16 protein-coding genes and 1 other RNA gene are annotated in these 15,118 nt (G+C 38.9%); 9 read left to right on the forward strand and 8 right to left on the reverse strand.

All coding sequences use genetic code 11. The annotated features are described in order from the left end of the window. Positions 1–88 precede the first annotated feature (88 nt). The gene (locus AABE15_RS05280) at positions 89–835 is read left to right on the forward strand and encodes a fasciclin domain-containing protein (RefSeq protein WP_338330240.1); all 747 of its coding nucleotides are present in this window, start codon (positions 89–91) and stop codon (positions 833–835) included. Positions 836–844: 9 nt separating this feature from the next. Here the strand turns inward: AABE15_RS05280 and thiE are convergent, their stop codons facing one another. The 3 genes from thiE to AABE15_RS05295 all read right to left on the reverse strand — a co-directional run bounded on the left by thiE (position 845) and on the right by AABE15_RS05295 (position 3,150). Continuing rightward, complete coding sequence (thiE, locus tag AABE15_RS05285; protein WP_338330241.1) at positions 845–1,489, reverse strand: thiamine phosphate synthase; 645 nt, start codon at positions 1,487–1,489, stop codon at positions 845–847. Positions 1,490–1,653: 164 nt separating this feature from the next. Beyond that, positions 1,654–2,571, reverse strand: coding sequence for a class I fructose-bisphosphate aldolase (locus tag AABE15_RS05290; RefSeq protein ID WP_338330242.1), 918 nt, complete (start codon positions 2,569–2,571; stop codon positions 1,654–1,656). 132 nt (positions 2,572–2,703) lie between these two features. Continuing rightward, complete coding sequence (locus AABE15_RS05295; RefSeq protein WP_338330243.1) at positions 2,704–3,150, reverse strand: hypothetical protein; 447 nt, start codon at positions 3,148–3,150, stop codon at positions 2,704–2,706. A 120-nt stretch (positions 3,151–3,270) separates the two neighbouring features. Here AABE15_RS05295 and AABE15_RS05300 point away from each other — a divergent pair, with 120 nt between their 5' ends. The 5 genes from AABE15_RS05300 (at position 3,271) to AABE15_RS05320 (ending at position 5,473) form a co-directional block, all read left to right on the forward strand. Then, positions 3,271–3,513, forward strand: a complete 243-nt coding sequence (locus AABE15_RS05300; protein ID WP_338330244.1) for a hypothetical protein — start codon at positions 3,271–3,273, stop codon at positions 3,511–3,513. 39 nt (positions 3,514–3,552) lie between these two features. Then, positions 3,553–3,894, forward strand: coding sequence for a cell division protein ZapA (locus tag AABE15_RS05305; protein ID WP_338330245.1), 342 nt, complete (start codon positions 3,553–3,555; stop codon positions 3,892–3,894). Positions 3,895–3,904: 10 nt separating this feature from the next. Further along, positions 3,905–4,061: non-coding RNA, 6S RNA (gene ssrS / locus AABE15_RS05310), on the forward strand. Between the two features lie 18 nt (positions 4,062–4,079). Beyond that, complete coding sequence (locus AABE15_RS05315) at positions 4,080–4,643, forward strand: 5-formyltetrahydrofolate cyclo-ligase (RefSeq protein WP_338330246.1); 564 nt, start codon at positions 4,080–4,082, stop codon at positions 4,641–4,643. A gap of 11 nt (positions 4,644–4,654) precedes the next feature. Then, positions 4,655–5,473 (forward strand): TIGR00282 family metallophosphoesterase, encoded by an 819-nt coding sequence (locus AABE15_RS05320; protein WP_338330247.1) that lies wholly within the window; start codon positions 4,655–4,657, stop codon positions 5,471–5,473. Here AABE15_RS05320 and AABE15_RS05325 read toward each other — a convergent pair. Then, positions 5,470–6,693, reverse strand: a complete 1,224-nt coding sequence (locus tag AABE15_RS05325; RefSeq protein ID WP_338330248.1) for an energy transducer TonB — start codon at positions 6,691–6,693, stop codon at positions 5,470–5,472. The two genes, AABE15_RS05320 and AABE15_RS05325, sit on opposite strands and share 4 nt — an antisense overlap. A 180-nt stretch (positions 6,694–6,873) precedes the next feature. On the opposite strand from AABE15_RS05325, the gene AABE15_RS05330 reads away from it, so the two are divergent. After that, positions 6,874–7,512 carry a DNA-3-methyladenine glycosylase 2 family protein gene (locus AABE15_RS05330; RefSeq protein WP_338330249.1) on the forward strand — a complete coding sequence of 213 codons (639 nt, stop codon included), beginning with the start codon at positions 6,874–6,876 and terminating at the stop codon, positions 7,510–7,512. A gap of 2 nt (positions 7,513–7,514) precedes the next feature. Here AABE15_RS05330 and AABE15_RS05335 read toward each other — a convergent pair whose 3' ends face one another. Beyond that, on the reverse strand, positions 7,515–8,501 hold the full coding sequence (locus tag AABE15_RS05335) for an NAD(P)H-quinone oxidoreductase (RefSeq protein ID WP_338330250.1): 987 nt from the start codon (positions 8,499–8,501) through the stop codon (positions 7,515–7,517). A gap of 142 nt (positions 8,502–8,643) precedes the next feature. Between AABE15_RS05335 and ruvX the strand changes: the two genes are divergently transcribed. Then, on the forward strand, positions 8,644–9,111 hold the full coding sequence (ruvX, locus tag AABE15_RS05340) for a Holliday junction resolvase RuvX (protein WP_338330251.1): 468 nt from the start codon (positions 8,644–8,646) through the stop codon (positions 9,109–9,111). On the opposite strand, the gene AABE15_RS05345 is transcribed toward ruvX, so the two are convergent. After that, the gene (locus AABE15_RS05345) at positions 9,098–9,457 is read right to left on the reverse strand and encodes a hypothetical protein (RefSeq protein WP_338330252.1); all 360 of its coding nucleotides are present in this window, start codon (positions 9,455–9,457) and stop codon (positions 9,098–9,100) included. The two genes, ruvX and AABE15_RS05345, sit on opposite strands and share 14 nt — an antisense overlap. Positions 9,458–9,739: 282 nt before the next feature. Here AABE15_RS05345 and AABE15_RS05350 point away from each other — a divergent pair, with 282 nt between their 5' ends. Beyond that, positions 9,740–10,558 (forward strand): TIM barrel protein, encoded by an 819-nt coding sequence (locus AABE15_RS05350; RefSeq protein WP_338330253.1) that lies wholly within the window; start codon positions 9,740–9,742, stop codon positions 10,556–10,558. A gap of 1,009 nt (positions 10,559–11,567) precedes the next feature. Here the strand turns inward: AABE15_RS05350 and AABE15_RS05355 are convergent. Together AABE15_RS05355 and AABE15_RS05360 are read right to left on the reverse strand one after the other, a co-directional pair. Continuing rightward, the gene (locus AABE15_RS05355; RefSeq protein ID WP_338330254.1) at positions 11,568–13,037 is read right to left on the reverse strand and encodes an insecticidal delta-endotoxin Cry8Ea1 family protein; all 1,470 of its coding nucleotides are present in this window, start codon (positions 13,035–13,037) and stop codon (positions 11,568–11,570) included. 430 nt (positions 13,038–13,467) lie between these two features. Continuing rightward, positions 13,468–14,925, reverse strand: coding sequence for an insecticidal delta-endotoxin Cry8Ea1 family protein (locus AABE15_RS05360; RefSeq protein ID WP_338330255.1), 1,458 nt, complete (start codon positions 14,923–14,925; stop codon positions 13,468–13,470). Positions 14,926–15,118: the final 193 nt, after the last annotated feature.

Below are 15,118 nucleotides of genomic sequence, written 5' to 3' on the forward strand. Positions count from 1 at the left end.
ACCTAATATTATAGAGTTATCTTAATTTATAGTGTTAAATTTAAATGAAATCTAAGCGATATGAACGCAGGGAATTAGGAGAGTAAAAGTGATAGTTTCGGATTGTTTTACGGTACATAAAAACCATAGTTTTTCAAAACATGGTGCTAAAGTTCCGTGGGTAGTTTTTTCATTCATTACGTTTTTAATTTCTGGCTGCGGTGGCGTCCCTGAGCATGAGCGCGAATGCCAATGGCAAGGAACCCCTCACGCCTATTGCGCACAGACTTCTAAGGTAGATACCTATTTTGTTAAAGGGAATGCAAAGCCTTATTTTATACCGGCTTATACCGATGCAAAAGAATTTCCTGTTCCCGACATGCCTATTTTTTCCGATCAGCCTTTGGATCGTACCCTCAGAGAATCTATTGTATTGACCAACTATAAAGAAGCGTTAGCGAAAACCGGTTTGCTTGAACTTATTGAACGAAAGGGACCTTATACCGTGTTTGCGGTTCCTAACGGACCTTTAGAAAAGCCACCCTTTTTAGTTGAAGGGTCCATCATGGATGCCGCGAATCAAAACTTATTAAAACAATTGATGGCGTATACCATTGTATTGGGGAATTATCCACCGGACCAATTAAAGCAATTAATTTTAACCCATGGTGGATTTTATACCTTAACCACGTATTATAATAAAAAATTGACTGTAGGAATAGAAAATCAAACAGGTTCGTTTTTTACGATGAACCAACGCGGTGAAAAAAACAAAATATGGATAAATGGAATTCCTCAAGCGAATGGAACCCTTTATGTTACCCAATCGCTGTTAAACATCAACAACAACGAATAGGGTAATTTTTTAGACTTCAGTATGTTCCAAAGCGTGCTGAATAGATTTTAAAAGGGATTTGACTCCTACTTCTACCCCATCGGGGTGATTCCATACGGCATTGATAACAGAAATAAAATCAGCCCCTGCTTTAACCAAAGGTATACAGTTTTGTGCATTAATGCCCCCAATCGCGACGACTGGCAGCTCCATCAGTTCTGTCCACCATTTTAATAATTCAACGGGGGCTCTAACCTCGGTATGTTTGGAGACCGATGGAAAAAATGCACCAAATGCAATATAATCTGCCCCTTGTTCTCCTGCTTTCATTGCCAAATCCTTACTATCATAGCAGGATACACCTAATTGAAGATCATTGCCAAGTATGGCTCGAGCAGTGTTAATATCCATATCGTCCATACCAATATGAGCTCCATCGCAACCATATTTTTTTGCCAGATCGGGTCGGTCATTCAATATAAACGCAATATTTCGGCTTTGCACAATAGGCTGTAAAACCTCAATCGCTCGGGCAATGTCGTCGTCCGTTGCTTGCTTTAGCCGAAGCTGAACCGCGGCAATAGGTCCAGTATCCAAAGCCCGCGAAAGTTTTTCTTTAAAAAGAAAAGGATCAACGCTAGGAGGAGTCAGAAGGTATAATTCGCACGTTTTCATAGTATCTATTAATTTCGTTACATTAGTTTCGCATAGCGTTTAAATAACCATTGAGTCTTTTATTAATCAATAACTATACGTCGCAAAAGTCCTAAAAATATAGAAATTAAAAGCTCTGAGTTAACGGCTTCTAATACTTTTTTGATGGATGGTGACCGACACGTTTAGCTTTTGAAAATATCAATAATGTTGTTAAGCAACAACAAAGCATCTTCTCGTTTACGTTGAAACGTATTTCTTCCTATAATTGCACCGCTTGCGCCACCGTCTTTAAGGCCTTGTATTGTGGTAAGCAAAGATTGATCGCTTGTTTGTTCCCCTCCAGAAAAAAGCACCAATCGTCTACCCGCGAACGAGGCTTGCATAACGTGTTCCGTTCGTTTTGCAAGTGTTGAAATATCAATATGCTGGTCTTGATAAACTTTTTTGGCTAAAGGTAAGCAAAGATGATCTGTGGGAGGTTTGACTTTGATAATATGGGCCCCCATTTGCGCAGCGATATGAGCGGCATAGGCACAAACATCAATTGCGGTTTCGCCAGCTTTATCTAAAAAATCACCCCCGCGAGGATAGCTCCATGTTACTACAACCAATCCCGCCGCCTTTGCTTCACGTGCTATTTCCTGCAAATGACTCATTTGTTCATAACAATAATCGCTGCCAGGGTAAATAGTATACCCAACCCCAACACAGCCTAAGCGAAGTGCTTCTTGGACCGAACCCGTGATGGCTTGATTTTTAACAGAGTTCAAACTTGTGGCATTGTTTAATTTTAAAATTGTAGGGATTTGATTACCAAAGCTAACCGCGCCGCATTCTAAGGCACCTAAGGGGGCTGCATAGGCATTCAACCCGGCATCAATAGCCATTTTGTAATGATAATGCGGGTCATAGGCATCAGGATTAGCCGCAAATGAACGGGCAGGCCCATGTTCCATCCCTTGATCTACAGGTAGGATGACCAACTTTCCAGTTCCGGAAAGTTTGCCGTGCATTAATATTCTAGCCATATTAATTTTGGTTGCTGCGCTGTCGGTTTCGTAATTATTGAGTATAGTTTTAACCTGGGGTGTAATGTGCATGACGTGTTACCTGTGTTAACGTGTTACAATAAGGAAATAAATCTTGTAATAGTTTTATCTACTCGTATAAAAAAATTCTATTACGTTTTAGGTTTATTCGATCATAATATTGTTACTTGAGGGAATAGGTACTTAGTCCATTTTATATCGTAAGGGTGTCATGTCAAAGCATTCAGCAGGAGTGGATACCAGGTTGGCTTGTACCGAAAAAGCTCTTAAGGCTAAAGATTTGAATTGAGTAGAACGAGAATCAAATAGAATATTTTTTTGACCCAATCGCAGGGCGGCCATAGCGTATCCGGCATAGTCAACACAATCAAGGATGTCGGTTATGTTTTGCAATTGAAGTATTAACTTGCTTTCTTTAATCAATTGTAACCACCATCTCACCCCATAGCTGGTTATAACATGTTGGGATGATAAAAATTGTATAGAATTTACAGAATTAGGAAGGTTAACGGTTAAAAAATAAATTTGGGCAAAGTTATCAATTTTGAAGCAAATTTGTCTATGGTGGGTTAAATAATCCTTAAAAAGCAATAAAAAAGCCTTTTGGTTAGGAAAAGTATATTGTGTCATTATCGATAAAATTTTACACTGTTTGGATGAATGGTAAAAGTAGATTATAACTCTAATTTAATAAACCCAAACTACTTACTATAATTTCATATAATTTAATAGCGATAGGTCTAGGGTATAATGAGTGAAATAAATTTAAAAAATGAAACCACTTATTGGAATGAATCGATAGAAAAAGGTGAACCTCAGAGTCTTTTAGCGAGTAAACGATTAGAAAAAGCACTTACCCTCATTTCTGAAAACATAGACGCGTCACATAAAAAACAAATTTCTCCAGAGGGTGTTCATCACAAAGAAGTTATCCTGGCAAATTTAGATGCGTTGATAGCTCAATTAAAAGATATTTTGGAAAAAAAACATTAAACGTAATTTATTTTTAACCCAAGTGGTAGAGAATACAACATGGCACAGGTAACGGTAACCATTAACGGTTATAACTATACGGTGGGTTGCAGCGATGAACAAGAAGAGCATTTACACACTATAGTTCAGGAAGTTGAAAAACATATTGAATGTGTACGTCAACTCGGGGGACAGAGTGGAGAAGGAAAAATGCTTGCACTCGCAGGGTTATTGATGGCGGATAAGATACATGATTTAGAGCTTGAACTTGAAAACCTTAAACATAATTCGAGTGAAGAAGGAGTGAATTTAGTTCGAAACGAAAATGATAAGTTAAAAAAACAGCTCCAATACTTCGCAGATCGTGCAGAAGCTATTGCGGGAAAGCTCGAAGTGTCTTAAGATTAACTTTGCGGAGCTGCTTGGTTTGTTAGGGTAATCATCTCCTGGGCCGATAACATCTTCCAAGGGGGCTGGCGCTGTCAAAATCGTGGTTTTGTTATACTGGCACCCACCTGTATTAACAGGTCCGGAAGAGTTGATAGACCGACGGCTAAAGCGGCTTCGCATTGAGCCAGTGGACAGAAATGAATAAAGCAATTCATTTAAAAAAAACGCTGCGGTCCGTTGCATTAAAGAGAAGAATGGCCAATGCTGAGTTTCAAAAACAACACACGCCTAAGCTGATCCATCATCTAAGTCGATTGATTCATACGCTTTGTCCTAAAGGTGAGAATATAGCTTGTTTTTGGCCCATGCAAGGGGAAATTGATCTTAGACCGATGATGGGCCAATTGTATAATGAAACTTATCAAATTCTTTTGCCAAAAACTCGTCCTAATGGACAAGTTTTAACATTTCATCTTTGGTCCCCTTCTATACTATTAAAAAAAGGATTGTATGGTACCTATTATCCTGATACCAAATCGGAGATACCTGATTTCGTTGTGGTTCCTTTGTTGGGGTTTGATGACCAAGGCAATCGATTGGGCTATGGGGGGGGATATTATGATCGAACTTTAACCAATTTGCACAATATACATTGTGCAGGGGTGGCTTGTTCATACCAACAATTTGAGCATATTCCTTCGGAAAAGTTTGATTATTCGTTGCCCATGATCGTTACTGAGAAGGGAATAATTAGGATTTGAAAGTGTAAAGTGTGCGGATACTTTTTTTAGGGGATATCGTTGGTCGTAGTGGTAGAGAGGTTATTTACAGTAGATTACCGAAGTTAAAATCCGATTTAAAGATTGATGGTGTAGTGGCGAATGCTGAAAATGCTAGTCATGGGTTTGGTTTATCGCCAATGATTGCTCAAGATTTATTCAATAATGGTGTGGATGCAATTACTTTAGGTAATCACAGTTGGGATCGTAAAGATCTTATACCGTATATTGATAAAGAACCTAGAATAATACGCCCGCTTAATTTCCCCCCCAAAAGTCCAGGCAGTGGGTTTCATATTCTTACCGTTGCCAAACAAAAGCGTGTCATGGTTATTAATTTGGTTGGACGATTATTTATGGAACCTATGGATGATCCTTTTCGCTTAATAAATGAATTGCTTACGCATAATACGCTTGCACGTGGAGTGGATGCTATCTTGGTTGATATGCACGCTGAAGCCACCAGTGAAAAAACAGCTTTAGCGTATTATTTAGACGGTAGAGTTTCCGCTGTTATTGGCACGCATACGCATACCCCTACGTCCGATCATCGTGTATTGCCTTGCGGTACTGCCTTTCAAAGCGATGTAGGTATGTGTGGTGATTACGATAGCGTGATTGGCATGCAAAAAGAAGCGGCCATTAACCGTTTTGTTACAAAGATGCCCGGTATGCGTTTTAGTCCAGCCGAAGGAAAAGGGACGCTTTGTGGCCTTTTGATGCAGATCAATGATTCGTCGGGTTTGGCTGAAAAGGTAAGCCCCCTTAGAGTAGGAGGACAGCTCGAAGAAACTGTTCCTAACTGGTCTTAACGCCTTAATAAAATATAATTAATAGTAAGATCTAAATCGAAATGATCAGGTAAGTCAGGGGGTATTTTGGGCAATGTGGCGTCACGGAACATACCCACAATTGCGGCATCCAAAGCGTCGGAGCCTGACGAGCTGGTCAACGCTATAGAGGTAACTTTACCGTCTTTGTTCAGTACGACATGTACAGAAGGGCTGCCATCTTGACCTTTTTCAGCGGCTTCAATAGGGTAGTACATGTGATTATGGATCCAATTGGCGACAAGTTCACCATAATCGTCGGTAACCCCTTTAATATTAATTTTTGTAGCGTAAGGTACATTGATTTTACCGTTTTTAACCAATGGTCCCGTTGATAAATCAATACTTGAATTAGATCCCTGGGTGTATTTTCGTGAAGCCATCTGTCTTTTAGATTTACGCGGATTATCGCTAAAATCCAGATTGGTCATTGTTTCAAAAGGGGATTTTTGGCTGGTTCTCGAAGGGTTATGACTTGGTTGATGACTATTATAATGATACGTGTAATTACGGCTTTTGGTGGGGTTTTTATTCGTTTTTTTAGGTTGATATTTAGGAATAGACAAGGCTTCCATACCGTTTTGTAACGGAATATCTGAAGTGTCTTCTGAGGAAGGTTCAGGTGCGCTGGGTGCAGCACTGGCACGTGGTAGTTCTGCTGGTGGAGAAGTTTGTTGGAGAATAGGCTGCGCTTTTTGTCCATCTAAACCCGGTCCGGTCATACCACTCCTCCCAGTTTTTGTCGGGAGAAAAACCACATCGACAGGTTTTCCTTGAGTGCTATTGCCTGGTGAGAGTTTAACAGTCGTAGCCCACATGATAAGCAACACTATAATTCCATGAAAAGCCAAGGACCACACAACACCAAAATAGGGTTGTTTTCGAGAATTAGGTGTGTGCGTTAAACGAAATTCAGGTGGGACCCCTGTTAATTTAGTCGAAATTTTTTGGGGAATAGATTTGTCAGTAAGACCCTTGAAGATACGAGTTTTGGAAAGAAAAGGTTCTTTTCTCAGCAGTTTAAAACCGGCAAAATTTAATTTTTTTCGTTGTGCTAATCGTATAAAACAAGGTTTAAGTCGGTTTACGTAACTGGGTTGTATTAGATGTTGTTCGTGAACAAGTATAGTGCTGCCTGTTAAACGATCTTCTGCGTTTGTCTTTACATTTAACTTATATGCAAAAGGATCAATTTTCGTCATGCGAGATAAATGCTTCACTTATGATAAATAACGAGTAAAGGCTATTGTTTTTTATTTGACTGTCATGTTTTTAAAAAGAGATATTAACATTTAGACAGCCAAACAACAAAGAGCTCCAAATAGGGACGGTTGAATGTTCAGTAGATGAGAATAAATACCACGTTTATTCAAAAGGATATATTGAAAAAAGCAACAGAATTTTTGATAACTAAAGATTCTGAATTAGCGACTATTATCCGCAGAGAGAAAAAATGTCGTTTACGCTTGGTTAAAGAGCCATCTCCTTTTTGTGCTCTGGTTACCTCTATCGCTGGACAGCAATTGCATGCTAAAGCCGCTCACTCTATTTTAGACCGCCTAAAAACTGTAAACAAGGGTCGTTTGCCGGATGCTGATACGCTTGCGATGATGAAGGACGACACACTGGCACAATGCGGATTTTCACTTCGAAAACGTGTGGCATTGAAAACACTTGCCGAATTTTGCCTTCAAGGCAATTGCACGAGTTGGCAGGAATTACAGAATTTAAGCAATCAGCAGATAATCGATCGTTTGATTCCTCTGCCAGGGATAGGGGAATGGACCGTGCAGATGATGCTCATCTTTAATTTAGGCCGCTTGAATGTTATGCCTACGGGCGATTTTGGCGTGCGAGAAGGCTGGAAACGATGCAAGGGATGGAACGAACAACCCAAACCTCGACAATTGGATGCATTAACTCAACATTGGCAGCCTTATCGCTCTGTCGGCGCGTGGTTTTTATGGCGAGAAGCAGACAGAGCAAAACCATTTCCTAGGCAAAATCCCTTAACAAGGTAAAATCAGAAGTGGGAAAGATCAAGTATGATTTTACCACTATGACTACCGCTTTCCATGAGCTCATGGGCGTGTTGAACGCATTCGAACGGAAGTACTTTGTGTATAAGCGGCATTACTTTTTTATTGGATAAAAGAGGCCAAACGTTTTTATAAAGGGACTGAGCAATATATCCTTTGAAATCGCTTGAGCGGGGTCTTAACGTACTTCCGGTTATGGTCAGTCTTTTACCGACCATAGTGGCCAGATTAACGTCTTGGGCTTTAACACCCCCTTGGAAAGAAATAATAACCAATCGGCCATCGTAGTCTAGAGCCTTAATGTTTTTATTAAAATATGATGCTCCCATTATATCTAAAATGAGATTAACTCCTTTACCATCCGTAAGTGCTTTAATTTTTTCAACAAAATCATCGTGCTTGTAATCAATAGCGTGCGTTGCACCTAATGTTAAACAACATTTTGCTTTTTCTTCGCTGCCTACAGTAGTATACACTTTTGCGCCAAATTGATGCGCTAATTGTATGGCAACCGTCCCTATACCGCCACTACCACCATGAATAAGGACAGAATCTTGAGAACTCAGCTTGCCAATTTCAAAAAGGTTAGTCCATACGGTAAAAAATGTCTCGGGTAGGGCTGCAGCTTGAACCGCATCAAACCCTTGCGGCCAAGGTAAACATTGCTCTTCGGGCACGGAACATAATTGGGCGTAACCGCCACCATTTGTCAATGCACACACCCGATCGCCCCGTTTAAATTTTGAATTTGCGTTGAGCTGTACTATTTCCCCTGCAACTTCGAGCCCTAAGCGTGGATTGGCCCCTGGGGGAGGGGGATAAAGTCCTTTGCGTTGCATGATGTCAGGACGATTGATCCCAGCTGCCAACACTTTGATGATAACTTCACCGTCTTTAAGAGTAGGGGGAGCAACTTCGGTGATTTCTAATACGCTAGGCTCGCCAGGATGGGTATAAGTTATGGCTTTCATTATAATAGCTATCCTTTATCTTTATTAATAGAGTATAACAGCGGAATATATGTGGATGCAGTGGTATGGCACTCCATAAAATTCTAGCTACGCTGGTCTTTAAAAACAACCCCTTATTGCACTGTTTGGTTTTATTAAATTTATGCTTTATCAATCGTTAAAAGAGTATAGTCAGGTTATTCCTAAACATCACCGGTTACTGGGTATCGATCCTGGGCGAAAAAAAATTGGTTTGGCGCTTTCCGACGTTACATTGATGCTAGCTTCGCCCAAAGAGACAGTCAAACGAGGCAAGATGCTTGCGTTAGTGCAAACGATTAGGCAATTGCAAAAGGAAGAAGCGATTGGTGGGTTGGTTTGTGGGTTACCTTTATCCTTAAGCGGTGAGTTCGGACCCGCCGCGCAAGCCGCCCGGGATTGGGTAATTGCGCTTTCGCAGGCGACCGCTTTGCCAGCTTATTTATGGGATGAACGTTTAACGACCAGTGCGGTGAATCGGTTATTGATTGAAGAGGCAGATCTTAGTCGTAAACGTCGTGGCGAGGTAGTCGATAAAGTGGCTGCCAGTTATATGCTGCAAACTGTATTGGATAAGCTTAAAACCCTGTAAATGTATTTTGAGTCGCTTGTGTTGCGCCAAGTGCATTAAGGTAAGATTCGTAAATTGCAATTTTATTTAACGCCTCCTTTAGACAAGGGTTTGAGGAGAACGCAGAATTTTGAAGAGATTGGCATTGATTAACCGCATCGTTGGCTTGTTGTTGATAGCGATGCAAACGATCCAAAGCGGCAGGGTCAGGCGTTCCGAAATACCCATTCCGATATTCTTGATCCAAAGCCGTGATAAAGCGATATTTATGTTGTGCTGCGCTGAAGCGATCAAGTTTTGCAGGATAACTGCATTGCAATAAAAGTAAGCTACTTGTAAGTGCAAAGTATCGTAAAAAATTTTTCATAGTTTTATCTTTGTAGAAATTTTTAAGAAACATATCGCACCGTATCAATGGGATTGAAAAGACAAACTTGAGGGTTGAATTTATTTGATTATGTTTAACACCATAGTTCTTTTTAAAGAACCTCAAAATTCTTTTTTAACTTATTAGCACATTCGACTTTGCTGTGTGCAGGGTCGCACTTATGACGAGTAGAAAAATTTCTTTATGTTCACGTTTATTTGAATTTATCTTTTTGTAAAATCGAATTCAAATACTGAAAGTAGAGTTATAAGGACACAACACATGAGTTTTCCGAAATTTGCATTAAATCGCAGTGTAGCCCCCCATTTATCCTTCGATGGATATCTAAAATTATGTACTGCATTAAATGTTGACGCCATTGAATTGCGCAATGATTTGCCTGGAATTGATCTTTACAATCGGTCGAAACAAAAACATATTCAAGAATGCTGTGCTCAACATGCTATTAAAATTTTAACCATTAATGCGCTGTATCCTTTTGACCTTTGGAATAGGGATCGTGAAAAGCAAGCCGGTACGTTGTTCGAAATGGCAGAGCATATGGGGGTGCACGCAATTGTTTGTTGCCCTTTTAATGAAAAAAACGATGTAAGAACGCCAGATGAACGAAAAAAAGATCTATACACTGCGTTAACGCATTTGAAAAAACTATGTTTAGCGTCGGGTGTGCGTGCATTTATTGAGCCCTTGGGATTTACCCAATCCGCTTTACGTAGAAAAAAAGATGCGGTAGACGCCATCAACGCAGTTGAAGGCCAAGGCGTTTTTAAATTGGTGCATGATACCTTTCATCACCATTTGGCTCAGGAAAAAAATTTTTTTGTAGAGTATACGGGTATTGTGCATGTGTCCGGGGTTATGGATTCGTCCATTGCCTTAAATCATCTGTTGGATGCCCATCGTGTGTTAGTGTATTCTGCGGATCAATTGGAAAACATTGACCAATTAAAACAATTTCAGATTGCCCGTTACAAGGGCTATGTCTCGTACGAACCGTTTGCGGAATCGGTTCAGAATTCTGGAACTATTCAGCGTGATCTGAAAGAGAGCATGAATTTTATTCGAAACCAGTTAAATTAAATTTAAAGGCGCGATAGATTTGAGAATAGTTTGAAAGATTTATACATAGATCTTGTGTAAATCAACGGAATTTAAATGTTTAATGAATTGTAATGGTATAGGGTTTGTTTATTAGCTTGGGATTATACAATCCCAATCGTCTGAAAACCAGACTAGGTAACGCTATTTTATATGGGTAAGTTATATAGAAGTAAAAGAAAAAGACAGCAGTAAAAACTGACCAGAATTTGTAATCAATTTTACGAAAAAAATCATCACCTCATTTTTTTATGGTAGGCAACTTAAACAATAGAAGGTGGCAGAGACTGCTTAGGAAAACAAAGACATTCCCATTATTCTAATCTGTATCGTGCTACAAATGTGTTAACTGTGAGGGATGATGAGGTTTTCTTGCCAATGGTCTGAGCCATTTGATAGTGAAATATGTTTAGTTAACCCTGTACAATTTAAATGACTAGAATGCAGCGGCCTAGTTCAGTTGATATTTTTTTTAAGATCGAAAAAGTCTTATTTTTACCCAAAACGCTTTAACCATCAATGTTGGTAACACAATGATTGGTGGTAATAGCCTAAGTAGATTTGTACTTAATCCAAAGTTTAAAAGATTATTATCATTATCAAAAATATAATATTGTAAAATCGAGGCAATTTCGGAAATATTCTATATAGCTAAAGCGATTTTAAAGCTAAATAAATTTACAATCGAAAACCGAACTTTAAATCCATTTAGGTAGAAAAAAAGCATTGGTTAAATTGTGTTTATGATGCATATAACGTATTGCTTTTCAAACAGATTTCTGTTGAAACAGTGAAAACTATCGAGAAAACGTTGTAATTTTTGCCAGGCTCTGAGCTTGGTTGTTATTTAGTGATGGAGTGGATCATTATTTTACACAAATTGTATAAAACGTTATCAAATTACTTCACGCTTAACAATCTTTGAAGGCGTGGAAAATTTTATAGAAATAAAAGTGCAGCTTTACATGAGTAAAGCCGCACAAATAGTATCTTATTCCGTTAAAAATTGTGAATACATGGTATTGGCAGCGGTTTGAAGCATAGACTTGGCTAAATCATTGTTGTAAATACCGCTAAATCCTATACCTCCCAGTGAGTGTCCACTCTGGAACGATGGAGACATGTAATAAGGAAGATAATCGCTGGTTCCCATCATTGTACAAAGATTGTAAGGTTGTGGAATAGTGGTGTCATCTCTATAATCTGGGTCATTAATTTCACCAATTTCTATTTGCGTACCTTCCAATGAATAAAATCCGACTCTACTTACAAAAATTTCTGCCCATACAGAAATCTTGTTGATGTGATTGTATCCGAAAGCTTGATTTGTGAAAAACACAGTATAGTCGGGATCAAAATGAGTTGTTGGTGTTTTACCAAAGTCAAGAGTGACGCTAACGGGATCACTGCCTGGTGATGCTATTGTATTAACTTCACAACGAATACCGGTACATCTGCTAATTGGTGATTTGTCTTGGGCAATACCAATTTCAGCAATGTCATTTGCACCCGTCATTTGAGTTATTCTCGGCACTTGAATATTACCTTTAGAATCTTCTGAATCCATTTCAGTATTACTGCCATCTCGACAGCATGCTATTATGTCTTCAACGGAGAGGTATACCATATTACCGTTTTCATCAAAATAGTTAGGGAACGATCCGTAAGCACAAAGAGGAATTCTGCATTGAAAAACATCTGTTGGATTAATATAATCGTCTATATTACTGCTCCATAATTTATTTACAAATGAGATCACACTAATATAGTAGTACCTGCAAAAAACAACACGTGGATTAGTATATGATATACCAGTATAATTAATAGCAGATTGTTCTAAATTCGATAGGTATGATGTGGCATTATTTACGGTACTTGCCAAATCGTTTTTAATGGCTGCTATTTGATTAAAGGTCAATCCCATATCGTAGCGGCCTCTATAGCTCTCGACAAAGAAAGTGATTTTCAAATTAATTATCATAGCATAGAGGGGGGTAAAAGACAAAGCGAACTTGCTCCCGGTTAATTTGAAGTTTTCTTCAACCCCATCAAGAAACGTTAGAAGGGCATTAAACGAATTTAAAGCAAGGTCATATTCTCCTTGCTGCAGTTGCTCTCCATATGTATTAAGCTTATCCTTAACCTCATTAATTTTATTTTGAAGCACAGTCCATTCTTCAGCGTCTATTTCGTCCCCGACGAGTTCTTTTACCTTATCTTTGATACTGCTCCAGACATCGACATCAGTGGTTGGCCAAAATATGCCAACCAGAAAGTTAAGCGCCCCCCCGACCACTGGGATTTCGGACGCACCCCATTTTACAAAGGCCCCAGCAATGGCCAAAGGGTCGGAGACCAACGTAAGGTCTTGCTGTGCTTTGGAAAGTTGTTTTTTGTAAGCATCTAAGTTAAAATTTTTCTTGATTAATGCTTGGTTCTGTAATAATTTAAGATCAGACATAGTTTTTTCCGCTTATGTTTATAGAGTTTGTGGATAACGCATCCACAGGCGACTAGCAATAGTTAACCGCTATACGTAATTGTTTCAGGCTTTTACGTCTTGGTTAATATTGTTTTATAATTATACCAAAAATCCTTAGTACAGTCTAGGTTCGTTTGCATCACTAGAATGTGATTTAATAAAGTGAAGCGTCAATAAAGTGTAATAAGATACGTTTATTCTAAAAAATCGTTATAATGATTAACCCTGCAGATAAAAACTTCACTTCATTCCGATGCTTTATAGTTTGAACACGTTTGTAAACATGTCGCTATAATTTTTTTGCAGCCGCATTGTTGTCAAAATTGCCTAATCTTACCCGCTTTCAAAGCGTGAAAGTTTACAAAATAAAAATGCGACTTTATACAAGTAAAGCCGCACAAATAATATTTTATTCAGTTAAAAATTGTGAATACATGGTGTTGGCCGCGGTTTGAAGCAAAGGTTTAGCTAAATCATTATCGTAGATAGCACCCACTCCTACCCCCCCGAGTTCGTGACCACTTCCTGAATGATCGGCATAAACATCGCTGGGCCCCATAATTGTACATAGATTATAGGGGGGTGGAATGGTAACATCATACCGAGGATCCTGATAATCATATTGGCCGATTTCGATGCTATTGCCTTCCTTTGAGTAAAACCCAAGCCTGGATATATAGTTTGCTGCCCATATGGATACTTTGTTGATATGATCATTGGTAAAATCGGCTGTAGTTAGCTGAACTGTATACGTAGAGTCCCATACAGTACTAGGTGTTTTACCTATATTTATGGTCTGAGTTTCACTATGTCCGCCCTCTTGGCATGATGTGAAAAGGGTATAACGAATTCCCGTACACCTACCAACTGGGGAATTATCGCGAGTTATACCAACTGTAAGAGCTTTGATAGGGCAATCGTTCCTTGGTGCAATGGGAGATACATGAATTAGACCACTATCATCAAAATAATCATCCAGGCTATTACAGCCATCGCGGCAACACTTTAATATATCCTGTTTTGATAGATATTGCATTCCGCTACTTGTTTCTGCATTAGGGAATGTCCCGTATGCACAAACAGGGATCCTGCATCCCCAAACGTCCGATGGATTTAAATAGTATTCTACATTCGCATTCCACAAAAAATTATTAAAAGAGAGTACACTAAGATAGTAATAGTTACAGAAACTAATATATTTGGGTGTATCCCCTATGCCTGTGTTGTTTATTACAGATCTTTCCAAATTAGCCAAATATAATTTGGCACCGTTTACAGTGCTTGCCAGATCATTTTGAATTGCCGTTATTTGATTTGTAGACAAGCCCATATCATTACGAGCTCTGTAGCTTTCTACGAAAAAGGTAATTTTCAAATTGATCATCATAGAAAACAGGGGCGAGAAAGAATAAGCAAAATTATGTCCTGTTAACTTGAAGAGGTCTTCTTTGCCAATAAAGTCATTTAAAAGGTAATTGAAAGAGTTTAAGGCAAGATCATATTGACCCTTTTGTAATTCTTCAGCGTAAGCATTTAATTTATCTTTAACCTCATTAAGTTCAGTTTGGAGCCTGCTCCATTCTGCGGTATCAATTTCGTCATCAACGAGATTTTTGACCCTATCTTTAATGGTTTCCCATACATCTGTATCATTGGTTGGCCAAAATATACCTGTCATAAAGGATAGAAATCCCCCAACCATTGGGATTTCAGATAGACCCCATTGTATGGCGGCTCCAATAATGGCCAAAGGGTCGGTAACCAAGGTAAGGTCTTGTTGGGCTTTTGAAAGTTGTTTTTTGTAAGTATCTAAGTCAAAATTTTTCTTGATTAATGCTTGGTTCTGTAATAATTTAAGATCAGACATAATTTTTTCCGCTTATGTTTATAGAGTTTGTGGGTTACGCATCCACAGGCGACTAGCAATAGTTAACCGCTATACGTAATTGTTTCAGGCTTTTACGTTGTGGTTAATATTGTTTCGTAATTATACCAAAAATCCCACGTATAATCCAGATTGGTCTGTATTTACTTGTATGTATTTTGGATGACTCTATCAC

The organism is Commensalibacter sp. Nvir (assembly GCF_963921845.1).
GTDB lineage: Bacteria > Pseudomonadota > Alphaproteobacteria > Acetobacterales > Acetobacteraceae > Commensalibacter.

What these genes read in the sequence shown, in the direction of transcription:
- thiE (WP_338330241.1), bottom strand. Translation starts at nt 1,489, where the DNA reads ATGAAAACGTGCGAATTATACCTTCTGACTCCTCCTAGCGTTGATCCT.
- AABE15_RS05290 (WP_338330242.1), bottom strand. Translation starts at nt 2,571, where the DNA reads ATGCACATTACACCCCAGGTTAAAACTATACTCAATAATTACGAAACC.
- AABE15_RS05295 (WP_338330243.1), bottom strand. Translation starts at nt 3,150, where the DNA reads ATGACACAATATACTTTTCCTAACCAAAAGGCTTTTTTATTGCTTTTT.
- AABE15_RS05300 (WP_338330244.1), top strand. Translation starts at nt 3,271, where the DNA reads ATGAGTGAAATAAATTTAAAAAATGAAACCACTTATTGGAATGAATCG.
- AABE15_RS05305 (WP_338330245.1), top strand. Translation starts at nt 3,553, where the DNA reads ATGGCACAGGTAACGGTAACCATTAACGGTTATAACTATACGGTGGGT.
- AABE15_RS05315 (WP_338330246.1), top strand. Translation starts at nt 4,080, where the DNA reads ATGAATAAAGCAATTCATTTAAAAAAAACGCTGCGGTCCGTTGCATTA.
- AABE15_RS05325 (WP_338330248.1), bottom strand. Translation starts at nt 6,693, where the DNA reads ATGACGAAAATTGATCCTTTTGCATATAAGTTAAATGTAAAGACAAAC.
- AABE15_RS05335 (WP_338330250.1), bottom strand. Translation starts at nt 8,501, where the DNA reads ATGAAAGCCATAACTTATACCCATCCTGGCGAGCCTAGCGTATTAGAA.
- ruvX (WP_338330251.1), top strand. Translation starts at nt 8,644, where the DNA reads ATGCTTTATCAATCGTTAAAAGAGTATAGTCAGGTTATTCCTAAACAT.
- AABE15_RS05345 (WP_338330252.1), bottom strand. Translation starts at nt 9,457, where the DNA reads ATGAAAAATTTTTTACGATACTTTGCACTTACAAGTAGCTTACTTTTA.
- AABE15_RS05350 (WP_338330253.1), top strand. Translation starts at nt 9,740, where the DNA reads ATGAGTTTTCCGAAATTTGCATTAAATCGCAGTGTAGCCCCCCATTTA.
- AABE15_RS05355 (WP_338330254.1), bottom strand. Translation starts at nt 13,037, where the DNA reads ATGTCTGATCTTAAATTATTACAGAACCAAGCATTAATCAAGAAAAAT.
- AABE15_RS05360 (WP_338330255.1), bottom strand. Translation starts at nt 14,925, where the DNA reads ATGTCTGATCTTAAATTATTACAGAACCAAGCATTAATCAAGAAAAAT.